This is a genomic window from Xenophilus sp. Marseille-Q4582, assembly GCF_916700565.1.
Taxonomy (GTDB): domain Bacteria; phylum Pseudomonadota; class Gammaproteobacteria; order Burkholderiales; family Burkholderiaceae_C; genus Xenophilus.
The window spans coordinates 57,044-81,789 of record NZ_CAKAKO010000004.1 but is presented as its reverse complement, the minus strand read 5'-3'; the positions used below and the strand labels follow the sequence as shown (position 1 = coordinate 81,789).

26 protein-coding genes are annotated in these 24,746 nt (G+C 67.3%); 7 read left to right on the top strand and 19 right to left on the bottom strand.

What is annotated here, in order from left to right; genetic code table 11:
* Positions 1 to 9 precede the first annotated feature (9 nt).
* The 3 genes from LG388_RS15710 to LG388_RS15700 all read right to left on the bottom strand — a co-directional run bounded on the left by LG388_RS15710 (position 10) and on the right by LG388_RS15700 (position 2,359).
* Entirely contained in the window at positions 10 to 765 is a 756-nt protein-coding gene (locus LG388_RS15710; protein ID WP_225783686.1) for an HK97 family phage prohead protease, read from the bottom strand.
* A gap of 12 nt (positions 766 to 777) precedes the next feature.
* On the bottom strand, positions 778 to 1,860 hold the full coding sequence (locus LG388_RS15705) for a phage major capsid protein (protein WP_225783685.1): 1,083 nt from the start codon (positions 1,858 to 1,860) through the stop codon (positions 778 to 780).
* A gap of 94 nt (positions 1,861 to 1,954) precedes the next feature.
* Complete coding sequence (locus tag LG388_RS15700) at positions 1,955 to 2,359, bottom strand: MerR family transcriptional regulator (protein ID WP_225783684.1); 405 nt, start codon at positions 2,357 to 2,359, stop codon at positions 1,955 to 1,957.
* Between the two features lie 183 nt (positions 2,360 to 2,542).
* Here LG388_RS15700 and LG388_RS15695 point away from each other — a divergent pair, with 183 nt between their 5' ends.
* Positions 2,543 to 3,904: an IS5 family transposase gene (locus tag LG388_RS15695; protein ID WP_225781640.1), complete on the top strand. Its 1,362-nt coding sequence runs from the start codon at positions 2,543 to 2,545 to the stop codon at positions 3,902 to 3,904.
* A 5-nt stretch (positions 3,905 to 3,909) separates the two neighbouring features.
* On the opposite strand, the gene LG388_RS15690 is transcribed toward LG388_RS15695, so the two are convergent.
* The 15 genes from LG388_RS15690 to LG388_RS15620 form a co-directional block, all read right to left on the bottom strand.
* On the bottom strand, positions 3,910 to 4,179 hold the full coding sequence (locus tag LG388_RS15690; protein ID WP_225783683.1) for a hypothetical protein: 270 nt from the start codon (positions 4,177 to 4,179) through the stop codon (positions 3,910 to 3,912).
* Positions 4,176 to 6,305: a toprim domain-containing protein gene (locus LG388_RS15685; protein ID WP_225783682.1), complete on the bottom strand. Its 2,130-nt coding sequence runs from the start codon at positions 6,303 to 6,305 to the stop codon at positions 4,176 to 4,178. Before LG388_RS15685 ends, LG388_RS15690 begins: the two co-directional genes overlap by 4 nt.
* 200 nt (positions 6,306 to 6,505) lie before the next feature.
* Positions 6,506 to 7,594, bottom strand: a complete 1,089-nt coding sequence (locus LG388_RS15680) for an IS5-like element ISCte5 family transposase (protein WP_225781276.1) — start codon at positions 7,592 to 7,594, stop codon at positions 6,506 to 6,508.
* Positions 7,595 to 7,624: 30 nt separating this feature from the next.
* Positions 7,625 to 7,969, bottom strand: a complete 345-nt coding sequence (locus tag LG388_RS15675) for a hypothetical protein (protein ID WP_225783681.1) — start codon at positions 7,967 to 7,969, stop codon at positions 7,625 to 7,627.
* The gene (locus LG388_RS15670; protein WP_225783680.1) at positions 7,917 to 8,162 is read right to left on the bottom strand and encodes a hypothetical protein; all 246 of its coding nucleotides are present in this window, start codon (positions 8,160 to 8,162) and stop codon (positions 7,917 to 7,919) included. Before LG388_RS15670 ends, LG388_RS15675 begins: the two co-directional genes overlap by 53 nt.
* Positions 8,159 to 8,977 carry a hypothetical protein gene (locus LG388_RS15665; RefSeq protein ID WP_225783679.1) on the bottom strand — a complete coding sequence of 273 codons (819 nt, stop codon included), beginning with the start codon at positions 8,975 to 8,977 and terminating at the stop codon, positions 8,159 to 8,161. Before LG388_RS15665 ends, LG388_RS15670 begins: the two co-directional genes overlap by 4 nt.
* Positions 8,974 to 9,219 carry a hypothetical protein gene (locus LG388_RS15660; protein WP_225783678.1) on the bottom strand — a complete coding sequence of 82 codons (246 nt, stop codon included), beginning with the start codon at positions 9,217 to 9,219 and terminating at the stop codon, positions 8,974 to 8,976. Before LG388_RS15660 ends, LG388_RS15665 begins: the two co-directional genes overlap by 4 nt.
* On the bottom strand, positions 9,216 to 9,434 hold the full coding sequence (locus LG388_RS15655) for a helix-turn-helix domain-containing protein (protein WP_225783677.1): 219 nt from the start codon (positions 9,432 to 9,434) through the stop codon (positions 9,216 to 9,218). The genes LG388_RS15660 and LG388_RS15655 overlap by 4 nt, the downstream gene beginning before the upstream one ends.
* Positions 9,435 to 9,533: 99 nt before the next feature.
* Entirely contained in the window at positions 9,534 to 10,136 is a 603-nt protein-coding gene (locus tag LG388_RS15650; RefSeq protein WP_225783676.1) for a hypothetical protein, read from the bottom strand.
* Complete coding sequence (locus tag LG388_RS15645; RefSeq protein ID WP_225783675.1) at positions 10,133 to 11,569, bottom strand: integrase family protein; 1,437 nt, start codon at positions 11,567 to 11,569, stop codon at positions 10,133 to 10,135. Before LG388_RS15645 ends, LG388_RS15650 begins: the two co-directional genes overlap by 4 nt.
* A 409-nt stretch (positions 11,570 to 11,978) precedes the next feature.
* The gene (locus tag LG388_RS15640) at positions 11,979 to 13,028 is read right to left on the bottom strand and encodes a hypothetical protein (RefSeq protein WP_225783674.1); all 1,050 of its coding nucleotides are present in this window, start codon (positions 13,026 to 13,028) and stop codon (positions 11,979 to 11,981) included.
* Positions 13,029 to 13,400: 372 nt separating this feature from the next.
* Positions 13,401 to 14,279: a UDP-2,3-diacylglucosamine diphosphatase gene (locus LG388_RS15635; protein ID WP_225783673.1), complete on the bottom strand. Its 879-nt coding sequence runs from the start codon at positions 14,277 to 14,279 to the stop codon at positions 13,401 to 13,403.
* A 121-nt stretch (positions 14,280 to 14,400) separates the two neighbouring features.
* Positions 14,401 to 15,363: a CDF family Co(II)/Ni(II) efflux transporter DmeF gene (dmeF, locus tag LG388_RS15630; protein WP_225783672.1), complete on the bottom strand. Its 963-nt coding sequence runs from the start codon at positions 15,361 to 15,363 to the stop codon at positions 14,401 to 14,403.
* 67 nt (positions 15,364 to 15,430) lie between these two features.
* Entirely contained in the window at positions 15,431 to 16,498 is a 1,068-nt protein-coding gene (gene ruvB / locus LG388_RS15625) for a Holliday junction branch migration DNA helicase RuvB (RefSeq protein ID WP_225783671.1), read from the bottom strand.
* Between the two features lie 182 nt (positions 16,499 to 16,680).
* On the bottom strand, positions 16,681 to 17,769 hold the full coding sequence (locus LG388_RS15620) for an IS5-like element ISCte5 family transposase (RefSeq protein WP_225781276.1): 1,089 nt from the start codon (positions 17,767 to 17,769) through the stop codon (positions 16,681 to 16,683).
* A 242-nt stretch (positions 17,770 to 18,011) separates the two neighbouring features.
* Between LG388_RS15620 and LG388_RS15615 the strand changes: the two genes are divergently transcribed.
* From LG388_RS15615 to LG388_RS15590, 6 genes are read left to right on the top strand one after another with little or no spacing between them, the layout of a single operon-like run.
* A complete protein-coding gene (locus tag LG388_RS15615) occupies positions 18,012 to 18,617 on the top strand; it encodes a CDP-alcohol phosphatidyltransferase family protein (RefSeq protein ID WP_225783670.1) in 606 nt (201 codons plus the stop codon).
* 37 nt (positions 18,618 to 18,654) lie between these two features.
* Positions 18,655 to 20,586: a bifunctional alpha/beta hydrolase/class I SAM-dependent methyltransferase gene (locus LG388_RS15610; protein ID WP_225783669.1), complete on the top strand. Its 1,932-nt coding sequence runs from the start codon at positions 18,655 to 18,657 to the stop codon at positions 20,584 to 20,586.
* Positions 20,583 to 21,953, top strand: coding sequence for a phosphatase PAP2/dual specificity phosphatase family protein (locus LG388_RS15605; protein ID WP_225783668.1), 1,371 nt, complete (start codon positions 20,583 to 20,585; stop codon positions 21,951 to 21,953). The genes LG388_RS15610 and LG388_RS15605 overlap by 4 nt, the downstream gene beginning before the upstream one ends.
* Entirely contained in the window at positions 21,950 to 22,384 is a 435-nt protein-coding gene (locus tag LG388_RS15600; RefSeq protein WP_225783667.1) for a hypothetical protein, read from the top strand. Before LG388_RS15605 ends, LG388_RS15600 begins: the two co-directional genes overlap by 4 nt.
* A 36-nt stretch (positions 22,385 to 22,420) precedes the next feature.
* A complete protein-coding gene (locus LG388_RS15595; protein WP_225783666.1) occupies positions 22,421 to 23,158 on the top strand; it encodes a 1-acyl-sn-glycerol-3-phosphate acyltransferase in 738 nt (245 codons plus the stop codon).
* The gene (locus tag LG388_RS15590; protein WP_225783665.1) at positions 23,155 to 24,102 is read left to right on the top strand and encodes a phosphatidate cytidylyltransferase; all 948 of its coding nucleotides are present in this window, start codon (positions 23,155 to 23,157) and stop codon (positions 24,100 to 24,102) included. The genes LG388_RS15595 and LG388_RS15590 overlap by 4 nt, the downstream gene beginning before the upstream one ends.
* Before the next feature lie 21 nt (positions 24,103 to 24,123).
* On the opposite strand, the gene ruvA is transcribed toward LG388_RS15590, so the two are convergent.
* On the bottom strand, positions 24,124 to 24,705 hold the full coding sequence (gene ruvA / locus LG388_RS15585; protein ID WP_225783664.1) for a Holliday junction branch migration protein RuvA: 582 nt from the start codon (positions 24,703 to 24,705) through the stop codon (positions 24,124 to 24,126).
* Between the last annotated feature and the right edge of the window lie 41 nt (positions 24,706 to 24,746).

The window sequence follows — 24,746 nt, the reverse complement described above, 5'->3', positions numbered from 1 at the left end:
GTTCTCCCTTCATGCCAGTCGATCCCAGCCGCTGCCCTGGCGTTGCGGCTCGGCTTTGCCTGCTTCGATGTTGCGCAAGGCGACGAACACACCATCGCCTGATTTCACGGTCGCGCCAGCCGGGTAACTCATCGCACGCTGGAACACGCCCGCAAAGTGCAGGGCCTTCTGTGACTCCAGCGCCTTGATGCGCTCATGCAGCGCCCGCGTGGCTTCGTTGATAGCCTGGCCGACAGCCGCGCCAAACAGCTCCAGCGCCTGCGTGGTCACGACGTCGCCCACTGCCTGAACTGCGGGCCGGGGCGCCGGTACTGCCTTGGCCTCGGGCTTGCTGCCCAGCACCAGGCCCTTGCCGATCCTGGCTTGTGGGTTAGCGGGCACGCTGACCAGCGACAGCTCCGTCCAGCGCCAGGCGGTGAAGCGACGGCCGCCAGTCGGCAGCGGCTCGGACTTCTCGGCCATGAAGCCCACTGACAAGGCCAAGGCACCATCGCGCAGCAGGGCCTGCGCTTCGGTGCCGCGCTGCGCTTCCGGGGTGATCCTGCCGGTGACGCGGATGCCCGCGTGCGAGACGTGCGCGTCACGCACGGCCCCGACAGGCTCGTCATGCTTGTGCTGCCACAGCAGCGGCAGCGGCAGTTCATAGCGGGCGCCGCTCGGCTCCACGATGTCGCCGACCAGATCAACGTCTGGCGTTGATGCCCAGCCGGTGAAGCTCCAAGGGTCGCCGGCGGACTTCAGGCGCAGTAGCGTTTCTTGCTGCATGCCGACCTCCGATCAGCTCGACGCCGGCACGGGGCTGTAGTCCACACCACTGACGAAGGCAGCGGCACCAGGCGCGGCACGCCAGTTCACGCCGATCTCGCCACGCAGGCCGACCGTGCCCGTCTGCCACAGGCTAACCTGCTGCGTGGCAACGGGCGTGCCGATGCTGCTGCCGGTCGGTGCGGTGTCCATCTGCAGGGCGCCTTCCCGCGACACGTCCAGCTCGGCCTCGTCAAAGCCCACCAGCTCAATGCGGGCGCAGTCCACCAGGCCCAGCACGGCCGGGACGGCATCGCTGAAGTACAGCGGCAGGCCGGCCAGGGTGCTTTCGCCGCTCGGATTGATAGCGGCCAGATCGAGCATGGCGAGCTGCGCGGCGCAGCGGGTGTTGGTGATGAACACGACGCTATCGATGTTGCCAACCAGGGCGGCCAGCAGGGTGTCCACGTCGGCACGGGCACCGTCTGCACCAGGGCCTGCCGATGCGCCAGCGCTTGCCCCGTTGAAGACACCTGCGGGCGATGTGCCGGTCACGGCCGCATCGGTGCTGGCGAACTTGCTATCAACGGCAGCGGCGCACGCCCGGATCAGGTCGTCGCCGATGAGGGTGTCAGCGATGCCAGCGCGGGCCAACTCGCGAGTAGTGGCCGCGATACCTGCCACCTTCAGCGCCTGAAGCTGGGCATCCTTGGCGAACGTGCCTGCCGTCAACGGGATAGATGCACCCTCGGGCACCCATGTTGCGCTGGTGCCGCCAGTCTGCCGGATCGTCGGGGTTTTCGGTGGCAGCTTGCGCAGGCGGGGCAGCAGGCGACCCACTAGGCTGCGGGCGCGAACAGCGGCCAGAAAGTCGGCATGAATTTCTTGCAGGGCTGGTGCGCTGGATGTGGATGCTGCGCCAAGTGCGGCCTTGACGATGGTGTCGCCATAGCGGCGTTCCTCGGCGAACCGTGCGGCCTGGCCGGGCGCGTCGGCGCCGGCCATGCTTTTGAGATAGCGCGATGCCAGCAGGCCGGGCTGGCGAACAGGACTGCCAGCGGCAAGGTCCAGGGCGCTGCGGGCGCGGATCAGTGCAGCTTGTTGAAGTGCGTCCATGGGAGGGCTCCTTTCTCAGGATGTGCCACCAGGCGGACGGGTGCCGGGCGGCGGGTTGATGTGCCACCAGCATGAAGAAGCGGGCCTAAATGGATCAGGCCGCGGCGATTTTTCGCAGGCGCTCGACGGGCCCGGGGACACCTGCAAGCTCGGGCACTTCGGCACAGGTAGTGCGCAAGTGGTCCAGCAGGGCGGTGGTCAGGACGTACCACGTCCCGGCCAGCAGTCCAGCTTGGCGGCGCTTGTCCGGCGCGTCGATCTGGTTGAAGGCGTCCAGCGTGGCATCAGCGAGTACGCCAGGCGCGGCGGCGGCGATCTCCAGCATCGCAGCCTCTCGCCCATGGGCAGCGCGCCAGGTTCTGATGGCATCGGGGTCGTACAGCGCGGCATGCCCACGCCCGCGCCGGCCAGGCACACAGGGGCAGCCCAGCTTGCGCCAGCGTTTCAGCGTGACCGGCGCCACGCCCAGCTCGCGGGCGGCATCAGCAAGCGGCATCATTTGATGGCCTCCTGATACGTGCTCCACAACATCAGGCCCACCGCGCAGCGACTACCGTAGTCCGCCCTGAACAACTCGCAAGCCCTTGATCTGACTGGTTGTTCTTCGAGTTGATGGGCGCGGGATTTGCAAGGTATGGTCTTGCCAGTGCCTGTTTTCTTGCAAATTTCTCCGGGGAGTCCGATGGGTCCGAAGCCTTCGCAGCCGCAAACGGGCGAGTTGTTTCGTCCACGACTGGACGAGCAGATCAACATGAAGCATCCGCTGGTCAGGCTGGGCGCGCTGATCGACTGGGCCGAGATCGAGCGCACGTTCGCGGTGTCGTTCACTTCGGGGCGCGGGCGGCCCGCCTTGGCGCCGCGCCTGGTCGCCGGGCTGCTGTACCTGCAGCACACCTTCGATGCCTCCGACGAGGCGGTGGTCAACACCTGGGTGGAGAACCCATACTGGCAGTTCTTCTGCGGCGAGACCTACCTGCAGACCGAGCTGCCCATTGACCCGTCCAGCCTGACGCGCTGGAGAAAGCGCGTTGGGGAAGAAGGCGTGGAGATGCTGCTGGCGGCCAGCATCGATGCCGCCCGGCGTGGTGGCGTCATCAAGAAAGCCAGCGTGCAGCAAGTGATCGTGGACACCACGGTGATGCCCAAGGCTATCGCTCACCCCACCGACAGCCGCCTGCTGGAGCGAAGCCGCCAGCACCTGGTCAAGGTGGCCGAGGGCAATGGGCTGAAACTGCGCCAGAACTACAACCGCATCGCCCCACGGCTGGCCGCGCAGATCGGGCGCTACGCCCACGCCAAGCAGTTCAAGCGCATGAACAAGGCCGTTCGCACACTGCGCACCCGGGTTGGCCGCGTGCACCGCGAGGTGGCCCGCCAACTGCACATGCTGCCCGAAGCGGCCCAGGCCAAGGTCCAAGACCTGCTGCAGCGCACCGGCCGCATCCTCAGTCAACGCACGAAGGACAAGAACAAGCTGTACGCCCTGCACGCGCCCGAGGTCGAATGCATCAGCAAAGGCAAAGCCAGGACACCGTACGAGTTCGGCGTGAAGGTCAGCATCGCTACCACGTTGAAGGAAGGCCTGGTGGTGGGCATGCGCTCCATGCCGGGCAACCCCTACGACGGCCACACCCTGGCTGAGACACTGGAGCAGGTGGGCATCCTCACTGGCACGGACAGGCCGCCCGCCACGGCAATCGTGGACAAGGGCTACCGGGGTGTGAAAGTTGAAGGTGTGCGCATCCTGATGTCGGGCCAAAAGCGGGGCATCACCCGAACGCTCAGGGCCATGATCAAGCGGCGCAGCGCCATCGAACCGGCCATTGGGCACATGAAGATGGACGGGCGGCTGGGCCGCAACCCGCTCAAGGGTGCGCTGGGCGATGCGCTGCACGCGGTGATGTGCGGTGCCGGGCATAACCTGCGCCTGATCCTGGCCGCGCTGCGGCTTTATTGCGCCCGATTCGGGTTATCGATGCAGGCGGTCATCGCCGCACTGCTGGCCGCTCCTGGCGACGTCAGCCTATCTGTAGCTGACAACTGAATTGTTCAGGGCTGACTACCGTAGCCCTTGCCGGCCGCGATGCACTGCGGGCAGTTGAAGTGATGCTGCTGATAAGCCATGTCCAGCAGGCGCCAGTCGGGCCGGGGTTCGGGCTCGGCCGTCAGTAGGGCCAGCAGCTCGTGTTTGTGCGGGCGTAGCGCAGGTGCCCAGGTTGCCAAGGCTTCGGCGGGGCCGCGTGCCTTCAGCTCACCGTCGCGCACCACGATCTCAACACCGGCCGCACGCGCACGAATCAACGTATCGGCGGCGCTCACAGTGGCACCTCATCAACAAAAGTTGCCGAACCAAAGTCATGCATGTCATCAATGTCATGGCCTGAATCGGGCGATGCCATGACTTCATGACTTCCATGACTTGCAATCGGCTTCTTTTTGATGGACCACCGGACTTTGCCGCCCGTGTTGCCCAGGCTCTTGCACTCCACATCCATCTGCCGCAGTGCAGGCGCTGCACGCCGCAGTGCATCGCCCAGGCCCTTGGGGCTGCGGGGCCAGGCGTCAGCGCCCACGGGCTTGAAGTCCTCCAGCCGCGACAAGATGTCCTTCGCGCTGGCCTCGATGCCACTGGGGTTCTTGTCCACGTACTCCAGCACGGCGCTGGCGACCGGCGATGCATCGAGCACGCGGGCGATGGACTCACGGCGCGATGCAGTGAACTGGCGCATGAACTCCTGCGGCTCGTGGCCCATCGCCTGCGCCACAGCCATCCCCAGCATGGCGAACTCGGCCAAGCGCGGGCGGTCCTTGGGCGACAGCCGGATGCGGGGCAGGATTTCCAGCGCCTTGGCGGCCACGTCCATGAGTGCGCCCAGCAGCATGGCGTGGTTCTTCTCGAACGTGGCGTTCAGGCCGGTGGCGGTGCCTCGCTCCTCGATCACGGGGCAGTCGATGGTGACGGCGCGATCCAGCAAGTCCTGCTGCGTGACGGCTGCCGAGATGCCGTTGATGATCCAGGGCCGCTGCACGCTGATGATGCTTTCCTCATCGTTGGAGTACAGCGTGCGCTTGGCGATGCCACCGCCCGTGGACAAGATGCACAGCGCGTCCTGCATGGTGCCGTGCAGGTGGCTGATGTTCTCGAAGGTCACCAGGTGGGAGTGGCCTGCCACCACAAAAATGTCCTCGACGCTTCGGGGCGCGCCGCGCAGATCGCATGCGTTCGGGTCGATCAAGCGCCGGATGAACTTCGCCGTGAGACTCTTACCGCTGCCCTGTTCGCCCAAAAGTTCCAGGCCAGCATACGGGCCGTCCGTGCGGTAGGCGTCCACGATGAACGCGACCACCAGCAGGCGGGCGTCTTCGGGCACGTTCAGCAGCTCCCACAGCATGCCCAGCGTGCCGCCGGCCACTGGATGCGGCAGGGGTTGCATGGCCTCGCCGCGCACGAACACCACGGGAGGCTTGGCGACCACCCGCCAGCCGGCCGCGCTCAGGTGGATGGCCTGCGAGTTGTTCGGTTGGCAAAGGTCGATGTAGTACCCGCTGTCGTGGTGGGCGGTGCGCAGGAAGACTTTCTCCGGCTCGCCGCTGTTCACGCCCAGGGCCGTCAGCGTGTCCAGCGCTTCACTGAACGAGGCAGCCTTGATGCCCTTGCCGCGGGCCTCGAAGAACGCGGCATAGATGTCATCCCGGAAGGCGCGGCTGGTCACCCTGCACACGATGCCGCTGGACATGCTGCGGGCGTAGACGTTCTTCTGGTCGTCGTGCAGCAGTTCATAGCGTGCCTGCGCGAACTTCACCACCTGGTCGGCCTGGCTCTCCCGCTCCTTTTCCGGCGCGTCGTCATCACCCTGCACCTCGGGTGCCTTCGGCGCCTCGCTGATCAGCTGGGCCAGGGCCTCGACGGTGCCGCCAGCGTCCAGCCAGTCGCTGATGTCGCCTTTCTCAGGCAGGCAGGGCAGCTCCACGATGCTGACCTCGGCAATGCCGCGCAGCGACTTGGCCACCTTCTGCGCATGCTTGCGGCCGGCGTCGTCGTTGTCGGGCAGGATCACGACGCGGCGGCCCTTGAGGAACTGCGCGTGCTCGTCGGTCCACTTACCGGCGCCGGCCGCATTGCAGGTGGCGACCACGCCCAGCTTGGTGAGCCGGTCCACGTCCTTCTCGCCCTCGACCACGAAAACGGGGGCGCTTGGCCGGGACTGCATGAACGGCAGGTTGTAGGGCACCACCCGCACACCCTTCACGGTCCAGCTCCAGCCATCGCCATCCGGGCGCCGCTGACGGAAGGTCTTGGGCTCCATGCGAACCACCTGGAACAGGACGGTGCCGTCCTCGGCGCGGTAGTCGTAGGTGGCGACGATCTTGCTGGCGGTCTTGAGCTTCGGCGCGGCCTTGGTGGGCGCCGCTTTGGGCTCGGCCATGACTTGCATGACTTCCATGACTTTGGTCCGGGAAGTTTTCTTGCCGAGCTTGTCGCTGTCTGCAATAACAGGCCGTTGAAAAAATGCTCATCGAACGCGCCAGGGTCGTGGATTTCGAAGAAACGGATCGCCCAAACTGGCCTGCGCAGCGATTGGAGCGGCCATTTCGGCCTGTTTGCAGGCCGTTTTGCCCGTTCCGGGCGCACGTATCCCATGGTTCACGCATGATGCGCGTCCCACCAGCCGCCCAGACTGCCCATGCGCACCAGGTTGTAGGTGGCAAAGCACAGCAGCGCCTGGCCCGCGAGCTTGGCCTGACCGATCAATTTGGTCTTGGCCAGACCACCCACTGTCTTGATCCAGCCAAAGGCCTCCTCGATGCGCTTGCGCACTTTGAGGCTGGTCTTGTAGCCCTCGTGGCGCCGGATGCGGCCATCGACCGCCGAGTGCTTGTCCTTGGCCGCCACGTGTGGCGTGACTTTGAGCTTTCGGCAGCCCTTGATGAAGGCCTGGCTGTCGTAACCTTTGTCGGCCCCGACCGTGGCCCGCTTGTTCTTGTTTCCCCGGCGTTTGAGCATCGCCAGCGCCGCCTCGCGCTCGGCGGTGCCACTGGCATGTGTGATCTCCACATCCACGATCAGCCCGTTGCGGTTCTCCATGAGGATGTGCCCCATGTGGCACAGGCGAGATTTGTCGCCCGCGCTCTTCTTGAACAGCCGGGCATCGGCATCGGTGGTGCTGGCGTGGGTGTCGTTGCAGCGCTCCTGCCCTTTGAAGTTCACCTCGGGGTTGCGTCCGGGTGGCGTGCCGCTGTCGTCGTCTTTGCGTTTGAAACTCTTGTGCGAGGCCCAGGCCTCAATCAGCGTGCCGTCCACGCTGAAGTGTTCGTCGCTGGCAAGCCGGCCCCACTGGGCGCTGAGCTTGACGCGCTCGAAGAAGGCGCGCGCCAGGTCTTCGTTGAAGAGGCGTTCGCGGTTGGCGCTGAAGGTGGAGTGGTCCCAGACCTTGTCTTCAATGTTCAGGCCCACGAACCAGCGGTACAGCAGGTTGTAGTTGACCGCCTCGACCAGCTGGCGTTCGCTGCGGATGGAGAACAGGATTTGCAGCAGCAAGGCCTTGAGCAGCATCTCCGGCGGCACCGAGGGGCGGCCACGGCGGGCGTACACCGCTTCGAACTCGCTGTTCATGCTCGACAGCAGCGCATCCACCACGGCGCGCAACTTGCGCAGCGGGTGTGCCGCTGGCACTCTTTCTTCAAGGCTGATGTAGCTAAACATCGCCCCCTGGAAGTCTTGGTTGCCTCTCATCTTTCTTGTCGCAGTTGTTCCGGGATGGCTTCAGATCGTAGCGGCCGACGCGGACGCTCGCAGGGGATTTTTCAACGGCCTGATAAAGCCCTTGTCGCGCAGCCACTGCATTTGCACCTTGCGGTCGGTGCTGCCCAGCACGTGGCCGATGAGCTTGAGCACGCCACCACGGACGCCGACCTCGTAGTCGGCGAAGAAGCCCTTGGCGACTTCGACATGCTTGCTGCCGTTGGTGCCCCAGCGCGGATTGCCCGGCTTGGAGTGCAGTTCGTTGGGCTCGCCCCAAAGCTGGCGGGCCACGGGCTCGATGAGGTGGGCGAGATTAGGCTGCGCCATCAGCACCTCCTTGCGCGTCAGCAGCGGCCAGCAGTTCATGCGCCAGGGCGCGAGCGTCGGCCGCTGCGAGGCGGATCACGATGTAGCTGTCGCCGGTGGCGCGGGCCACCTCCACTTCGTCCAGCTCGGCGGTTGCGCGCACGCTCAAATTGACGCCGTTCTCCAGGGTGGCCGTGCTGTCGTGGCTGACGCCGGGCAAGCGGTGCTTGTTGGGCTTGAAGACGGCGGTCATTGCGCACCTCCTTCGACCTTGGCAGCCTTCTTGGCCTTGCGGGCTGCGATGGCGCGGGCAGTGCGCTCGGCGTGGTGGCGGTTCTCGATCTCGACCCAGCGGGCGTTCTCGCGGGTCTTGTCCTCGAAGTAGCCCTCCCACGCGCCGCGCTTGGCGGTGAAACGGACTGCTTCACAAACGACGGCCATGAAGCCATGGGCAGCACCATCGACAGCCGGGTTCTTGTCGTCGGCGCGTTTGGCCGCCGTCTTCAACACGGCGGCCAAGTACCTGGCGCCCTCGCCACCGGCCTTGACCTCGGCCAACATCGCCGCCGCCGCGTCAAGGCCCTGCTGATAGCCTTCGAAATAGTGTCGGCCGGGCTCGACGTGGAAGTAGTCGAAGCCGACGCACGCACCGCGCAGGCCGCGATGCGTGACAACGAACGGCAGCGCAGGGTTGCGCTCGATGGTAGTGATGGACTGGGCGCGGGTGGACTTGCCCTTCTTGGGCGTGGTACGGGACATGGTTTCAAGCTCCTGAACGAGACTAGAAGCCACCGCCTGCCGCGTTTTCATCGCAGTAGAAGGTGGACGGGATGTGAAAAACACGGGTTCAGCCGTGCGGCGCAGGTTGCCCTTTTGCCCATCCCGTCCGAAACCATGAGGGACAGATGCAAGCGCACCAGTCCCCAGAAAATGGACGTGATAAAAGCCCGCTTGTCGGTGGGGCTTGCAACCGCTGAACCAATGGTGTTTCTCAGGCACCGGGCCTTCGGAAAGGCTTGCGGGCAGTGTAGCGCGCTCGGCGCTGATGGCAAGGGTCCAGGTGATCACAGCGTCACCCCTTGCATCTTCAGGAACTGCACCACGGCGCGCAGGTCGGGCAGTTCGCGGCCCCAGCCCCAGCGGCCGACAACGTAGCCCCCGCTACTCAGCGCGTACACCGCGATGCCAGCCAGTGCGGCCTGCGCTTTGACCGTGTACTCAGCCTTGTTTTCGGCGCCGCCGTCGGCGACAATGTGCGCGCCTTCCACGGTAGCGCTCGACGTGACTTCGGTCCGTCGGGCGTTTTTCATGCTGCCTCCGTTTCGACGCCCAACAGGCGTTTGATGTCGGCGACGCGCCAGGCCAGGCGACCATTGATACGGATAGGACGGATGGGGCCGTTTTCCAAGCAAGCCCAGCCGCGCAAGGTTTGTGGCTTGCGGTTGACGTAGTGCGCCGCTTGCGGCGTGGGGACTGTGGGGCGCGTTACCGACCCCAGCGGCGGAAACTCAGCGTTGACGAACATTCGGGACCTTCCCTGCCGTGCGGCAGTTGTTTGTGAAGGTTCCGAATTATTTGGATGCGCCGCTCTTTCGTAATGGACAAAAACCGGGCAGAAAAAAGCCTAGTTTTTGTCCCCCGGCTTCGGCTCCACCCGTCGAACCGCGCGCTCGCCGGTCGGGACCGGGATGCGGCAGGCGATCAATATGCGCTCGGCCCGGCCTCGTGCGTCGCGGGCCGATGCTCCGGCGCCACGCAGGACTTTCACAATCTCGTTCAAGATGCCGTTGCGGCGGGTTGCGGCTGGCCTTCCTCCAGCCGACTGCTGCCGGCCTGCAAGTTCCTGAACCCGAAGCGCAGCCGCAAGTTCTTGTTTGATGGTGCCGCGCAGCACCTTGCGAGAGTTGACGGCTTCTTGAAGGCCCGCGCCATTCGATAGCAGTAGATGAATAAATCCAGCCTCGGCCTCGGACCCGAAGCTATGGCCGGAAAGGATTTTCTCCATCTTGTCCAGCGCGCCGATATAGCTTGCAAGCTCTCGGTCGGCCGCCTTTGTAGCCGGCGCTTTGTAATGCTCCCCTGCATGGTATTCGCAAGCCATTGAACCTACCCACTTTGCAAATTCCGTACCGTCGATATTCAGGTCCACGACTATGGACGCAATGGGTGCCGTGTCGATTACGGAGCGGAATTTGCCGCTGACGCTGGTCAGCGTTACACGGCTCATGCGACCACCAAGTGCGCTTTGCCGGGCTCGGCCTTGGCGTCGATAGTCACCCTCGCCTGCTCCAATATCCACGCCTCGATGCGCTCGTGATGCACTCGCAGCAGGTCCAGCGGGCGCACGGTGTAATGCCTCTCCGCCGTGGCGCTGGGCTTGTGGCCCATGATCTGCGCAACCACGCCGGCCGGTATCTCCAGCCACTCGGTCAGGCTCTTGAAACTGCGGCGCAGGCCGTGCAGCGTGAGCCCGTCAATGCCGGCAGTCTGGCATGCGCAGTTGTGATGGCTGCGCGGCTCGCTGATGTGGCCCGACTCGCTGGCCTCTTTCACATCGCCTGCCGCAGGCTCGACACCGCCAGCCTCGGCTCGCCGTGCACGGCGGCGAACGTTCTTCGGGTCCATGTCCACGGTGCGCGTGCTGGCGAAGACCCACTCATTTCGGCGCGGCAGGCCAGCCAGCAGCGCCTGCACGTAGGGCGTCAGGGGGATGACTCGCTCGCCTTCTACCTTGTCCCTGATCGTCAGCCCGCGCCACTTCACGTTCACGTCCGCCCAGCGCATGGTCAGTACCTCGCCAAGACGCGCGCCCGTCAGCAGCATGACCTGCAACGATGCCGCGATGGTCGGGTTACTGATGCCGCGCACCGCCGCGAACCAGGCCGGCAACTGCTCACGTAGCAGGGTGTCTTTCTTCGCCTTGGGCTTGCCCAGCGCCTCGCGGGTCTTGCGCGTGGCCGCCGCGTTCTTCACGGGCAGTAAGCCGGCATATTCCGGCTGCTCAGCGCACCAGTTCAGGAATACCTTCAGCAGCCGCCAAGACAGGCGCGCGCTGGTCGGGCGGGTCTTCGCCTCGCAGGCGGCCCATGCCTCGATGGTGGGCGCATCCAGGGTGCCCAGCGGCAGAGCCATGAGCGGATGCAGCGGCATGGGGATGGTCAGGCCCTTACCCCGAGTGCCGCGCTTGGCGACCTCGCCGCCGCCCCGCGCCAGTTTGACGTGATCCTTGTAGTGCGTCTCGCCCCAGTGCTCTTTCCGAGCCTCCAGGTAGACGGCCCACACCTCGCCAACGGTCAAGGCCGCAGCGGCCGCGTCCTTACGCGCCTGCTCGGCGGCGGCAGCTTCGGCCGCCCTCTTCTGCTCTTGAGCTGCCTGGGCCTCGCGCCGCACCTCCCGGGGGTCGAGCCCCTCATCAATCTGACGCTGCAGCTCGCGAGCCTTGGCCTGGGCATTGGGGATCGTCCACGCTGCCGGACTGCCGATGGTGATGCGAATGGTCTTGCCTTGGCACAGCCCCTGGAAGACATAAGAAGGCTTGCCGGCGGGCGTGGCGCGCAACCCCAGGCCCGGGGCCGTGGCATCCCATAGGAACGCCTGCTGCTTGTCGGCCGGGCACTTGAAGCCAGCCACCCGGGGAGCCGTGAACGCGACCTTGGCCATACTCGATGTAACGGCGGATGTAAGAGAATTACCCCATAAAAGAGCAACGCCGATCAACACATCGGCTGGCTAAACATCCAGCATCACTCTCCTAACGTATTGATTTGCATAGATTCTATCTACATCAATCAACACGGGTGAATTGTTACATTCAGGGAATCATAATCCACAGGTCCGCGGTTCGAGTCCGTGAAGCGCCACCAGACATCGTCCGTCAGGACTTGATCAACCCGCCGTCACGCGATGCGTCCGGCGGGTTTTTCTTTGGAGCCGTCGCCGGGGCCGATGAACGGCACTTGAGGGAGTCAAGGGCAAAGGCATCGTAGGCACTGAACCGGTTCGCCTCATGCCGCACCTGCGCAAACATGAGATGAATGCCGGCCCGGCTTCCCGGGCCTGCAGTGCTTCGTCAACCGAAAGGCGTGAACTCCAGCCCCGTCTGGCTCAGGCCAACCAGGTCGATGGCCTGCGCCGTCTGGTCCAGGCCGGCAATGGCGTCGAGCGCCTGGGCCTTGGTGTACATGCCGTTGTCGATCAGCCCCGCCAACTCGGCCAGCTCTGCCTGGGACGGCTCGGTGCCGATGACGTTTTCGTAGGCCGTGCGGATGAAGGACTGGGAATCGGCACCGCCCACGATGGCATCGACCACGCCGAGATCCACCAGCTGCTGGGTGGTGCCCGACAGGCCGAACTGGTCCACATAGCTGATCACTTCCCCCACCAGCGCCTCGTTCTGCAGCACTTCGTCGCCCAGCAAGGTGCCGATCAGCCGTGCGGCGTCACCGGCATTGCCATCCAGATCCAGCGCCCGGCTGATGTTGTTGCTCGGGTTCAAGGGGTCGATGCCCTGCACGCGCTCCACGTTGGCCAGGTTGATCTGCGTGTCGAAGTTCTGCAGCGACCAGCCGAAGGGCGTCTGGGTCAGCGAGGGCAGGTTCTGCCCATGCACCAGCCCCATGGTGTCGATGCCATCGCCGCCGTCCACGTTGAAGGTCTCCAGGTCCAGCCCGCCGGCCACGAAGTAGTCATCGCCCGCGTAGCCGTGCACCGCTGCCGTCGTGCCCACGGCGCCCACCGGCACCGCGACGTTCGCTCCCTGCGCCAGTCCCTGTGCCAGCACGCCGGCCAGGCCGGCTTCGGGGTCGATGTCCGCGACGTTCACGGAGAACCCGTCGCCCACGCGGTACAGCAGGTCGCCAATCAGTTCACCGGGCTCTTTCTCGATCACCTGGATGCCGGTGATGGTGCCGCCACTCAGGTTGCCGGCCAGGTCGTAGGTCAGGCCTTCACCGGAAACCGTGGTGGTGTAGCCCAGTTCGCCTTCGGTGGTGTTCACGATCCAGCTCGTGTCGGTGCGCACGGCGGTCGAGGGGGTGCCGCCCACCTTGAAGGGCAGGTTGTTCTGGTCCAGCCGCGTGTCGTAGATGGCCAGCGTCGGGTTCTGTGCAAGATCGGTCAAAACAAGGCTCTCCGTCTGAAAAGTGGAATGCCATGCCGTGCTTCGCTGGGCGAGCCACGAACATGGCACAGGGGAAAGCCCATGCTAGGGCGCTCGTGCGGCGCCGCATGTTTCGGGGCGTTGGATTTGGTAGGTGCGGCCTCGACCTACAGGCCGCGCCCCTGCGCCTCGCTAGCCGCGCGGCGGCAAGCGCGAGAAGGCCGGCGACGCCTGGGCGCACGCCAGCGGACCGGCGGCGCACCGGCCGAGGAAGACGCCGGCAGACCCGCGCCCCTTCTGCATCTGGGGTCAATCGGGCCATCGGCTGTTCACATCCGCTCACCAATCGGCCGGCGCGCGCTCCCGCGCAGCTCCGCAGGGGCAGGCCGGGCCTCAGCCCGCCGCCTGGACGACAGGGGTGCGCCGGGCCGCCGCGCCGGCTGCGGCGCGCATGTGCTGCGCCCAGTCGAGGATCTGCAGCGTGCCGTCGGCCTGCTCGGCCAAGGCGGTGAGGCTTTCCACCCAGTCGCCGTCGTTGCAGTACAGGATGCCGTCGATGTCGCGCATCTCGGCATGGTGGATGTGGCCGCACACCACGCCCTGCACGCCGCGCTTGTGCGCCTCGCGCGCCACGGCCGCTTCGAAGTCGCCCACGTAGCTCACGGCGCGCTTGACCTTGCCCTTGAGGTACTTGGAGAGCGACCAGTACGGCAGCCCCAGGCGCGCACGCAGGCTGTTGAGGTGCCGGTTGAGCTTGAGCGTGAACTCGTAGAGCGAATCGCCCACGTAGGCCAGCCACTTGGCGCACTGGATCACGCCGTCGAACAGGTCGCCGTGCATGACCCACAGCTTGCGGCCGTCGGCGGTCTCGTGGATCCATTCCTCGGCCACGTCGATGCCGCCGAAGTTGTGGTGCAGGTACTTGCGCGCAAACTCGTCATGGTTGCCCGGGATGAAGATCACGCGCGTGCCCTTGCGCGCCTTGCGCAGCAGCTTCTGGATCACGTCGTTGTGCGCCTGCGGCCAGTACCAGTGCCGCTTGAGCTGCCAGCCGTCGATGATGTCGCTGACCAGGAACAGCGTGTCGCATTCGGTGTTCTTCAGGAAGTCGAGCAGCGCCCGCGCCTGGCAGCCGGGTGTGCCCAGGTGCAGGTCCGAGATCCAGAGCGTGCGAAAGCGCAGTGGCGGCGGCCCGCCCGCCGCTTCATCCGGCTCCGGCGGCCGTCCGGCCGTGTCGCGCCATGCGCGCAGGAAGGCGTCGTCGCGTTGCATGAGCCGGCAGCTTCGGCGCCGGCCGTGACGGCGTCATGTCGGCGTCATGACGGGGCCGTGACATGGCCCCACGGCCCGAGCGCCGAACAGGCGGCGCCCCGGCGGGCCGGCCCGCGGCGGCTCAGCCGCAGCGCTGGATCTCCACCGTCGAATGGCGGATCTCCTCGTGCATGGCGAAGGTCGCGCGCACCTGGTCGGCCGTCAGCGTGGGCGAATGCGTGACCACCGTGACGGCACAGGCGTAGGCCGCACGGCCCACGCGCCACACATGCAGGTCGGCCACACGGGTTTCGGAATCGGCCAGCGCGGTCTCGATGCCTTCGCGGATTTCATCGGTCACCGGGTGGTCCATCTCGCGGTCCAGCAGCACCTTGGCCGTCTCCTGCAGCAGGCCCCTGGCCCACAGCGCCACCAGCGCGGCGCCCACCAGCCCCATCGCCGGGTCGAGCCAGGCCCAGCCGAAGAACCAGCCGCCCAGCAACGCGCCGATGGCCAGCACCGAGGTGGCCGCATCGGCCACCACGTGCAGGTAGGCCGAGCGCAGGTTGAGGTCGTGGTGGTGGTCGTCATGGCCGTGGCCGTGCGCATGGCCATGCCCGTGGTGGTGATCGTGCCCATGCTCATGCCCGTGCCCCGCATGCAGCAGTCGTGCGCAGGCCAGGTTGACCACCAGGCCCAGCACGGCCACCACGATCGCCTCGCGGTAATGGATCGGCGCCGGCGACCACAAGCGCTCCAGCGAGCCCACCACCATCAGCGCGGCCACGCCCAGCAGGAAGAGCGCACTGGCGAAGCCGCCCAGGACTTCGATCTTCCAGGTGCCGAAGGCGAAGCGGGGGTCGCGGGCGTAGCGCCGCGCCGCCGCATAGGCGAAGGCGCTCAGCCCGATGGCCACCGCATGCGAACTCATGTGCCAGCCGTCGGCCAGCAGCGCCATGGAGTTGAACCATGCGCCAGCGCCGATCTCCACGAGCATCGCCACGGCGGTGATTGCCAGCACCACGCGGGTGCTGCGCTCGGCCGACGCGTTGCCGGTGTCGAACTGGTGGCTGTGCTGCCAGGGGCGCAGGTCGCTCGTGTGCATGGTCGACCCAGTGTAAGCAAGGGCGCACGGCTCCGGCGCCGGCATGGGCGGCCGGCAGCGCCGGGGCTCAGGCCCCGAAAAGATCCCCCTCGCCTTGCCGCCCGGCCGGCGGCGCCACGCCCACGTGGCGGTAGGCCGCCAAGGTGGCGATGCGCCCGCGCGGCGTGCGCTGCAGGTAGCCCTGCTGGATCAGGTAGGGCTCGATCACGTCCTCGATGGTGCCGCTCTCCTCGCCGATCGCGGCCGCCACGTTGTCCAGTCCCACCGGGCCGCCGTCGAACCGGTGGATCACCGCTTCGAGCAGCTTGCGGTCCATCAGGTCGAAGCCCTGCGGGTCGACGTCGAGCATGGCCAGCGCCAGATGCGCGATGTCCTTCGTGATTCGCCCGTCGCCCTTCACGTCGGCATAGTCGCGCACGCGGCGCAGCAGCCGGTTGGCGATGCGCGGCGTGCCGCGCGAGCGGCGCGCGATCTCGAAAGCGCCGTCCGGATCGATGGGCGCATTGAGCAGGCCGGCGCTGCGGGTGACGATGCGCGTCAGTTCCTCGGCCGTGTAGAACTCCAGCCGCGCCACGATGCCGAAGCGGTCGCGCAGCGGGTTGGTCAGCATGCCCGCGCGCGTGGTGGCGCCCACCAGCGTGAAGGGCTGCAGGTCCAGCTTGATGCTGCGCGCGGCCGGGCCTTCGCCGATCATGATGTCAATCTGGTAGTCCTCCAGCGCGGGATAGAGGATTTCCTCGACCACGGGCGAGAGGCGGTGAATCTCGTCGATGAAGAGCACGTCGTGCGCTTCCAGGTTGGTCAGCAGCGCGGCCAGATCCTTGGGCTTTTCGAGCACCGGGCCGCTGGTCTGGCGCAGGCTCACGCCCAGTTCGGCCGCGACGATGTGCGAGAGCGTGGTCTTGCCCAGCCCGGGCGGGCCGAAGAGCAGCACATGGTCCAGCGGCTCGCCGCGCTTCTTGGCCGCGCCGATGAAGATTTCCAGCTGCTCGCGTACCTTGGCCTGGCCCACGTACTCGTCGAGCAGCTTGGGGCGCAGGGCGCGCTCGATGGCCTCTTCCTGCGGCGAGGCGGGCGCGGCAGACACCACGCGCGGACGTGCGGGGGGGTCGAAATCGTCGGTCTGGATGCTCATGCGAGGCCACAGTAAGTCAGCACTGAGTCTAGCAGGCCGTTGAAAAAATGCTCATCGAACGCGCCAGGGTCGTGGATTTCGAAGAAACGGATCGCCCAAACTGGCCTGCGCAGCGATTGGAGCGGCCATTTCGGCCTGTTTGCAGGCCGTTTTGCCCGTTCCGGGCGCACGTATCCCATGGTTCACGCATGATGCGCGTCCCACCAGCCGCCCAGACTGCCCATGCGCACCAGGTTGTAGGTGGCAAAGCACAGCAGCGCCTGGCCCGCGAGCTTGGCCTGACCGATCAATTTGGTCTTGGCCAGACCACCCACTGTCTTGATCCAGCCAAAGGCCTCCTCGATGCGCTTGCGCACTTTGAGGCTGGTCTTGTAGCCCTCGTGGCGCCGGATGCGGCCATCGACCGCCGAGTGCTTGTCCTTGGCCGCCACGTGTGGCGTGACTTTGAGCTTTCGGCAGCCCTTGATGAAGGCCTGGCTGTCGTAACCTTTGTCGGCCCCGACCGTGGCCCGCTTGTTCTTGTTTCCCCGGCGTTTGAGCATCGCCAGCGCCGCCTCGCGCTCGGCGGTGCCACTGGCATGTGTGATCTCCACATCCACGATCAGCCCGTTGCGGTTCTCCATGAGGATGTGCCCCATGTGGCACAGGCGAGATTTGTCGCCCGCGCTCTTCTTGAACAGCCGGGCATCGGCATCGGTGGTGCTGGCGTGGGTGTCGTTGCAGCGCTCCTGCCCTTTGAAGTTCACCTCGGGGTTGCGTCCGGGTGGCGTGCCGCTGTCGTCGTCTTTGCGTTTGAAACTCTTGTGCGAGGCCCAGGCCTCAATCAGCGTGCCGTCCACGCTGAAGTGTTCGTCGCTGGCAAGCCGGCCCCACTGGGCGCTGAGCTTGACGCGCTCGAAGAAGGCGCGCGCCAGGTCTTCGTTGAAGAGGCGTTCGCGGTTGGCGCTGAAGGTGGAGTGGTCCCAGACCTTGTCTTCAATGTTCAGGCCCACGAACCAGCGGTACAGCAGGTTGTAGTTGACCGCCTCGACCAGCTGGCGTTCGCTGCGGATGGAGAACAGGATTTGCAGCAGCAAGGCCTTGAGCAGCATCTCCGGCGGCACCGAGGGGCGGCCACGGCGGGCGTACACCGCTTCGAACTCGCTGTTCATGCTCGACAGCAGCGCATCCACCACGGCGCGCAACTTGCGCAGCGGGTGTGCCGCTGGCACTCTTTCTTCAAGGCTGATGTAGCTAAACATCGCCCCCTGGAAGTCTTGGTTGCCTCTCATCTTTCTTGTCGCAGTTGTTCCGGGATGGCTTCAGATCGTAGCGGCCGACGCGGACGCTCGCAGGGGATTTTTCAACGGCCTGCTAGAGCCTGCCGCATTCCCTGCCGGGCGCGCGGTAGCGTCCCAAGATACCCTCGGCCTCGCGCTTGCAAACCGGTACATCCTGGCGCCAAGGCCGGGCCGGCCGGCTGGCAGAATCGCCCGCCACCGCTGCTTCGGCTCGTTCGCCTGACCGCCTGCGCATGTCCATCTACGAACTCAAGCCCCGTTTCCAGGCCCTGCTGCGCCCGGGGGTGCGGCGCCTGGCCAGGGCCGGCGTGACGGCCAACCAGGTCACGGTGACCGCCTGTGTGGTGTCCGTGGCGCTGGGCCTGTGGCTCTTCTTTGCCGCGCCGGGGCGCTGGGCCTTCGCACTGGTGCCGCTGTGGATGCTGCTGCGCATGGCTTTCAACGCCATCGACGGCATGCTGGCGCGCGAACACGGCCAGCAGAGCCGGCTGGGCGCCTTCCTGAACGAACTGACGGACGTGGTGTCCGACGCCGCCCTCTACGCGCCTTTTGCGCTGGTCGAGCCGTTGGGCGCCTTCTGGGTGGGCGCGCTGATCGTGGCCGCGGGCCTCAGCGAGTTCGCGGGCGCGCTCGGGCCCACCGTGGGCGCCAGCCGCCGCTATGACGGCCCGATGGGCAAGAGCGACCGCGCCTTCGCCTTCGGCGCGCTGGGGCTCTACGTTGCGCTGGGCGGCCCGCTGCCCGGCTTCACCGCGCTGCTGATGCCGCTGCTGACGGTGCTCGTGGCCTGGACCACGGTCAACCGCGTGCGCCGTGCGCTGGCCGAGGCCGGTGCCTGAGCCCCTTTTTCCGAGCCTGTCACACACCGTCCCCTTCATGACCTCTCGTACCGCGCAGGAACTGCATTTCGACACGCACGACGGCGTGTCGCTCTTCTACCGCCACTGGCCGGCCGTGCCGGCACCGGGCGCGCAGCGGCGGGGCGCGGTGCTGCTGTTCCACCGCGGCCACGAGCATGGCGCGCGCATGGCGCACCTGGTCGACGAACTCGACCTGCCGGACTTCGACTTCTACGCCTGGGACGCGCGCGGCCACGGCCGCTCGCCCGGCGAGCGCGGCCACAGCCCCAGCTTCGCGCATTCGGTGCGCGACGTGCAGACCTTCGTCGAGCACATCACGCGCCGCCACGGCGTGCGGGAAGAAGACATGCACGTCGTCGCGCAGAGCGTGGGCGCCGTGCTCATCAGCACCTGGGCGCACGACTACGCGCCCAAGGTGCGCGGCCTCACGCTGGCCTCGCCGGCTTTCAAGGTCAAGCTCTACGTGCCCTTCGCGCGACCGGGGCTGGCCCTGATGCACAAGCTGCGCGGGCTGTTCTTCGTCAACAGCTACGTGAAGGCCAAGTTCCTCACGCACGACCCGGAACGCATCGCCAGCTACGACAGCGACCCGCTCATCAGCCGCCCCATCGCCGTCAACATCCTGCTCGACCTGTACGAGGCCGCCGAACGCGTGGTGCAGGACGCGAACGCCATCGTGCTGCCCACGCAGCTGCTCATCTCGGGCGCTGACTGGGTGGTGCACTCCAAGCCGCAGCACCAGTTCTTCCAGCGCCTGGGCAGCGCGGTGAAGGAGAAGATCGAGCTGCCCGGCTTCTTCCACGACACGCTGGGCGAGAAGGACCGCGCGGGCGCCGTGAGCTCGGTGCGCCGCTTCATCCTGCAGGGTTTCGACACGCCGGCCGCGCCGGTGGACCTGCGCGGCGCCGACCAGCAGGGCGCCACGGCCGAGGAGTCGCGCGCGCTGGCCGCCCCGCTGCATCCGCTGTCACCGCGCGGGCTGTACTGGGCCGCGACGCGCGCCGGGCTCAGGCTGGGCGGCGCGCTGTCGCGCGGCGTGGCACTGGGGCATGAAACCGGCTTCGATTCGGGCAGCACGCTGGACTATGTGTACCGCAACGAGCCCGCCGGCGCACCGCTGATCGGCAAGGCCATCGACCGCACGTACCTCGACTCCATCGGATGGCGCGGCATCCGCCAGCGCAAGCTGCATGTGGAAGAGCTGCTGCGCGACGCAATGGAGCGCCTGGCCGCCGCGCACCGCGAAGTGCGGCTGATGGACATCGCGGCCGGCCACGGCCGCTACGTGCTCGACGCCGTGGCCGCCAGCCCCGTGAAGGCGCACTCCATCCTGCTGCGCGATTACAGCGACATCAACGTGCGCGACGGACAGAAACTGATCGCCGAGCGCGAGCTGCAGGACCGCGCCCAGTTCGTGCAGGCCGACGCCTTCGACCGCGTGAGCCTGGCCAGCGTGATGCCGCGGCCCACGCTGGCCGTGGTGTCGGGCCTGTACGAGCTCTTCCCCGACAACGAAATGGTGCGGCGCTCGCTGGCCGGCGTGGGCGATGCGGTGGAAGACGGCGGCTACCTGGTCTACACGGGCCAGCCCTGGCACCCGCAGCTGGAAATGATCGCGCGCGCGCTCACCAGTCACCGGCGGGGCACGGGCGGCCCTTCGGGGGGTGAGCGGAAAGCGGGCGCTGCGGATCGGGATGGGATGCAAGGCGCAAAGCACAGCCATGGCCCCAGCCATGGCGAGCATTTGCAACGCAGCAGCCCGCCCGAGCCCGCAGATGCCCGCGTCGCGACACCCCCCGAAGGGCCGCCCTTGGCCTGGGTGATGCGCCGGCGCACGCAGGCCGAGATGGACCAGTTGGTCGAAGAGGCCGGCTTTCGCAAGATCACCCAGCGCATCGACCGCTGGGGCATCTTCACGGTCTCCCTGGCGCAGCGCGTCGTGCGATGAGTGCCCGCCCAAGGCCGCCGGGCCGGCCGTGGAAGCGCGCCGCCGCCTGGCTGGCGCTGCTCGGGCCGCTGTTCTACCTGAGCTACGGACTGGCCAACTGGTGGGCCGGCACGCGCGCCCACGTGCCTTCGGTCGTGTTCGACTGGGAGCGCGGCATGCCCTTCTGGGCCTGGACCATCTTTCCGTACTGGTCCATCAACGCGTTCTATGCGCTGTCGCCGTTCCTGGCCCGCACGAAGCACCTCGTCGACCGGCATGCGGCGCGCCTGCTCACGGCCCAGCTGATCGCCGTCAGCTGCTTCGCGCTGTGGCCGCTGCATTTCAGCTTCGGCCAGCCCGAGGTCAGCGGCGCGCCGGCCTTTCTGTTCAACGCGCTGCGCGGCTTCGACCAGCCCTACAACCAGGCCCCCTCGCTGCACATCGCGCTGGCCGTGATCCTGTGGGACTGGTACCGGCGCCTGATCCACGCGCGCTGGGCGCGCGCGGTGCTGCATGTGTGGGCGCTGGCCATCTGCGGCTCGGTGCTGACCACCTACCAGCACCATTTCATCGACATCCCGACCGGCGCACTGCTGGGCCTGGTCTGCGTGTGGCTGTGGCCGCTGGAACGCCAGGTGGCATTGCCGCGCGCGTGGCGGCTGGCGCGCGATCCGCAGCGGCTGAAGCTGGCCGGCTTCTATGGCGTGGGCGCGGCGCTGTGCCTGGCGCTGGCGCTGTGGCTTGGCGGCGCCGGCCTGTGGCTGGCCTGGCCCACCGCGTCGCTGGCGCTGGTGGCGCTCAACTACCTGGGCTTCGGTGCGCGTGGCTTCGCCATGGACAGCCAGGGCCGCATGGCCTGGGCCGCGCGCTGGCTGTATGCGCCGTACCGGGCCGGCGCAGCGATCAACGCCTGGCTGTGGACGCGCCGCCTGCCCGCCAGCGTGGAAGTGGCGCCCGGCCTGCGCCTGGGCCGCCTGCCCAGCACGGCCGAATGGCAGGCCGCCGGCCGCCCGCACCTGCTGAGCCTGAGCGCCGAGCTGCAGCCGCCCGCACGGGCGCGCCAGGCCGGCCGCGCGCGTGGCCTGCCGCTGCTCGACCTGGTCGTTCCGCCGCCCGGGCGTTTGCGCCGCGCGGCCGCGCTGATCGAGGCGCAGCGCCGCCGCGCGCAGGCGCAAGGCGCCGCGAGCGGCGAGGTGTGGGTCTGCTGCGCGCTGGGCTTTTCGCGCAGCGCCGCGGCGCTGATCGCCCTGCTGGTGCTGCAGGGCCGTGCGCCGCAGGCCGCCGAGGCGCTGGTGCGCGCCGCGCGCCCGCAGGTCGTGCTGCGCGAGCGCTGGCTGGCCGCGCTGGCCGCGCTAAGCTCGGGGGCGGAGGAGCACCCGCGAAGATGACCGAACACGAGCGCACCCAATGCGCAACCCTGGCCGCCCTGCTGCATGCCGCCGCCCTGCTGGCGCTGTGGGGCTTCGCGCTCAGCGCCATCTCGGCCGCCGTGCTGGCCCTGGTGCTGCCCGACCTGGGCTTCACGGCCACGCTGTGCTTCGGCGCCACGGCCCTGCTGGGCCTGCTGGAGCGCTATTTCGCCTTCCGCCTGCGCTTCGACGAGCGCCTCTTCGACGGGCTGGCCCAGGGCCGCGTGGTGTCTCTGCTGTCGCTGGACGTGGCCCTGGAGCGCCTGGGCCTGCGCACCGCGCCGCGCCCCGAGCGCGGCCTGGAGGAACGCATGCGTGCCACGCGCCAACTGCTGCAACGGCATGGCGTGCTGGTGGCCTGCCAGAGCGCGATGTTCGTGCTGGCGCTGATCACGGAGACGCTGAAATGACGCGCGGCGCGCGGCAGGACGCCCCGCATGAATGACATGAAAGACGCCCTCCGCTCCGACGCGCCGCCGCTGCGCGTGCTGGCGCGCCGCTTCCTGGCCTCTTGCGTGGGGCGGCTGATCATCGGCGCGGCCGGCCTGCTCACGGGCGTGCGCGCCGTGTGGGCCGGCACCACGCCCAAGGCCGAGCAGACGCTGTACTTTGCCAACCACACCAGCCACGGCGACTTCGTGCTGCTGTGGGCCACGCTGCCGCCCGACCTGCGGGCCGTCACGCGGCCGGTGGCGGGGCAGGATTACTGGATGGCATCCAAAGCCCGGCAGTTTGTGGGGCAGGACGTGTTCAACGCGCTGATGATCAAGCGCGACGGCTCGGCCGGTGGCCCCAACCCGGTCGAGCAGATGACCGAGGCGCTCAATGGCGGCGATTCGCTGATCATGTTCCCCGAAGGCACGCGCAACACGGGCGACGAAATCATGTTGCCGCTCAAGAGCGGGCTGTTCCACATCGCCAAGGCCTGTCCACAGGTGCGGCTGGTGCCGGTGTGGATCGAGAACCTCAAGCGCGTGCTGCCCAAGGGCACGCTGGTGCCCATTCCGCTGGCCTGCTCGGTGCGCTACGGCGCGCCCATCGCGCTGGCCGACGGCGAGGACAAGGCCGCCTTCCTGGCCCGGGCGCGCCAGGCCATGCTGGACCTGCGGCCCGAGCATGACCGCGACGAGCCCGTGGCCGACCCCGCGCCCGCGGCCCCGGGCGCGCCGGAGGGCCGGCCATGAGCCCGCAGACGCAGACCACGCTGATGCTGTTCGGCGGCGTCGCGGGGGTGCTGATCCTCGCCTCGGCCATCGGCTGGCTGCTCAAGCGGCAGGTGGCGCACGGTGCGCCGCACAGCGTCATCGACAACCTCAACGCGCGCGTCAACGCCTGGTGGGTGATGGTGGCCGTGATCGGCCTGGCCTTCGCCTTCGGCAAGGGCGGCGTGATCCTGCTGTTCTACCTGATCTCCTTCTACGCGCTGCGCGAGTTCATCAGCCTGGCCTACACGCGCCGCGGTGACCACCACGCCATCGCAGCGGCGTTCTACATCGGGCTGCCGGTGCAGTACTTCCTGGTGTGGATCGAGTGGTACGGCCTCTATTCGATCTTCATCCCGGTCTACGCCTTCCTCGTGCTGCCCATCCTGTCGGCCGTGGGCGGCGACACCAAGCGCTTCCTGGAACGCACGGCCAAGGTGCAGTGGGGCCTGATGGTCTGCGTGTTCTGCATCAGCCACGTGCCGGCGCTGCTCACGCTGCAGATTCCGGGCTTCGAAGGGCGCAACCTGCTGCTGATCGCCTTTCTCGTCATCGTCGTGCAGGGCAGCGACGTGCTGCAGTACATCTGGGGCAAGCTCATCGGCAAACGCAAAGTGGCGCCCGAACTGTCGCCGTCCAAGACCTGGGAAGGCCTGATCGGCGGCGTGGCCAGCGCCACGCTGCTGGGCGCGCTGCTGGCCTGGGCCACGCCCTTCACCTTCTGGCAGGCGGCGCTGATGGCGCTGACCCTCTGCGTCATGGGTTTCTTCGGCGGTTTGGTGATGTCGGCCATCAAGCGCGACCGCGGCGTGAAGGACTGGGGCACCCTGATCGAGGGCCACGGCGGCATGCTGGACCGGCTCGACTCGGTCATCTTCGCCGCGCCGATCTACTTCCACGCGCTGCGCTTCTGGTGGGTGCCGTAGCGGCCAGGGGCCGCGCAACGGCTACTTGGCCAGCGCCTTGAGCGCGAGCTTGATGCCTTCGCTCACGCCCACGTCCTGGGGCAGGGCCTTGAGCGAAGCGGCGGCTTCCTTGTCGCTGTAGCCCAGCGCCAGCAGTGCCTGCAGGATGTCGGCCTGCACGTCGCTGGCGGGCTGGGCGGCGCCAGCCGGCCCGCCCAGCGCATCGCCGAGCTTGCCTTTCAGCTCCAGCAGCAGGCGCTCGGCCGTCTTCTTGCCGATGCCCGGCACCTTGACCAGCCGGCCGGCCTGCTGCAGCGTGATGGCCTGCGACAGTTCGTTGACGCTCATGCCCGAGAGCACGCTCAGGGCCGTGCGCGGCCCCACGCCGCTGATCTTGATGAGTTCGCGAAAAGCCGCGCGCTCGCCGGCGGTGCCGAAGCCGTAGAGGATCTGCGCGTCCTCGCGCACCACGAAATGCGTGAGCAGCGACACCTTCTCGCCCAGCTGCGGCAGGTTGTAGAAGGTGCTCATCGGCACATCGACTTCGTAGCCGACGCCATGGCAGTCGATCACGATCTGCGGCGGGTTGCGCTCGGCAAGCGTGCCGGTGAGTTTGCCTATCATCGAAGCTTCTGGCCGTCTTCCGGCCTCTGGACGAAAACCGC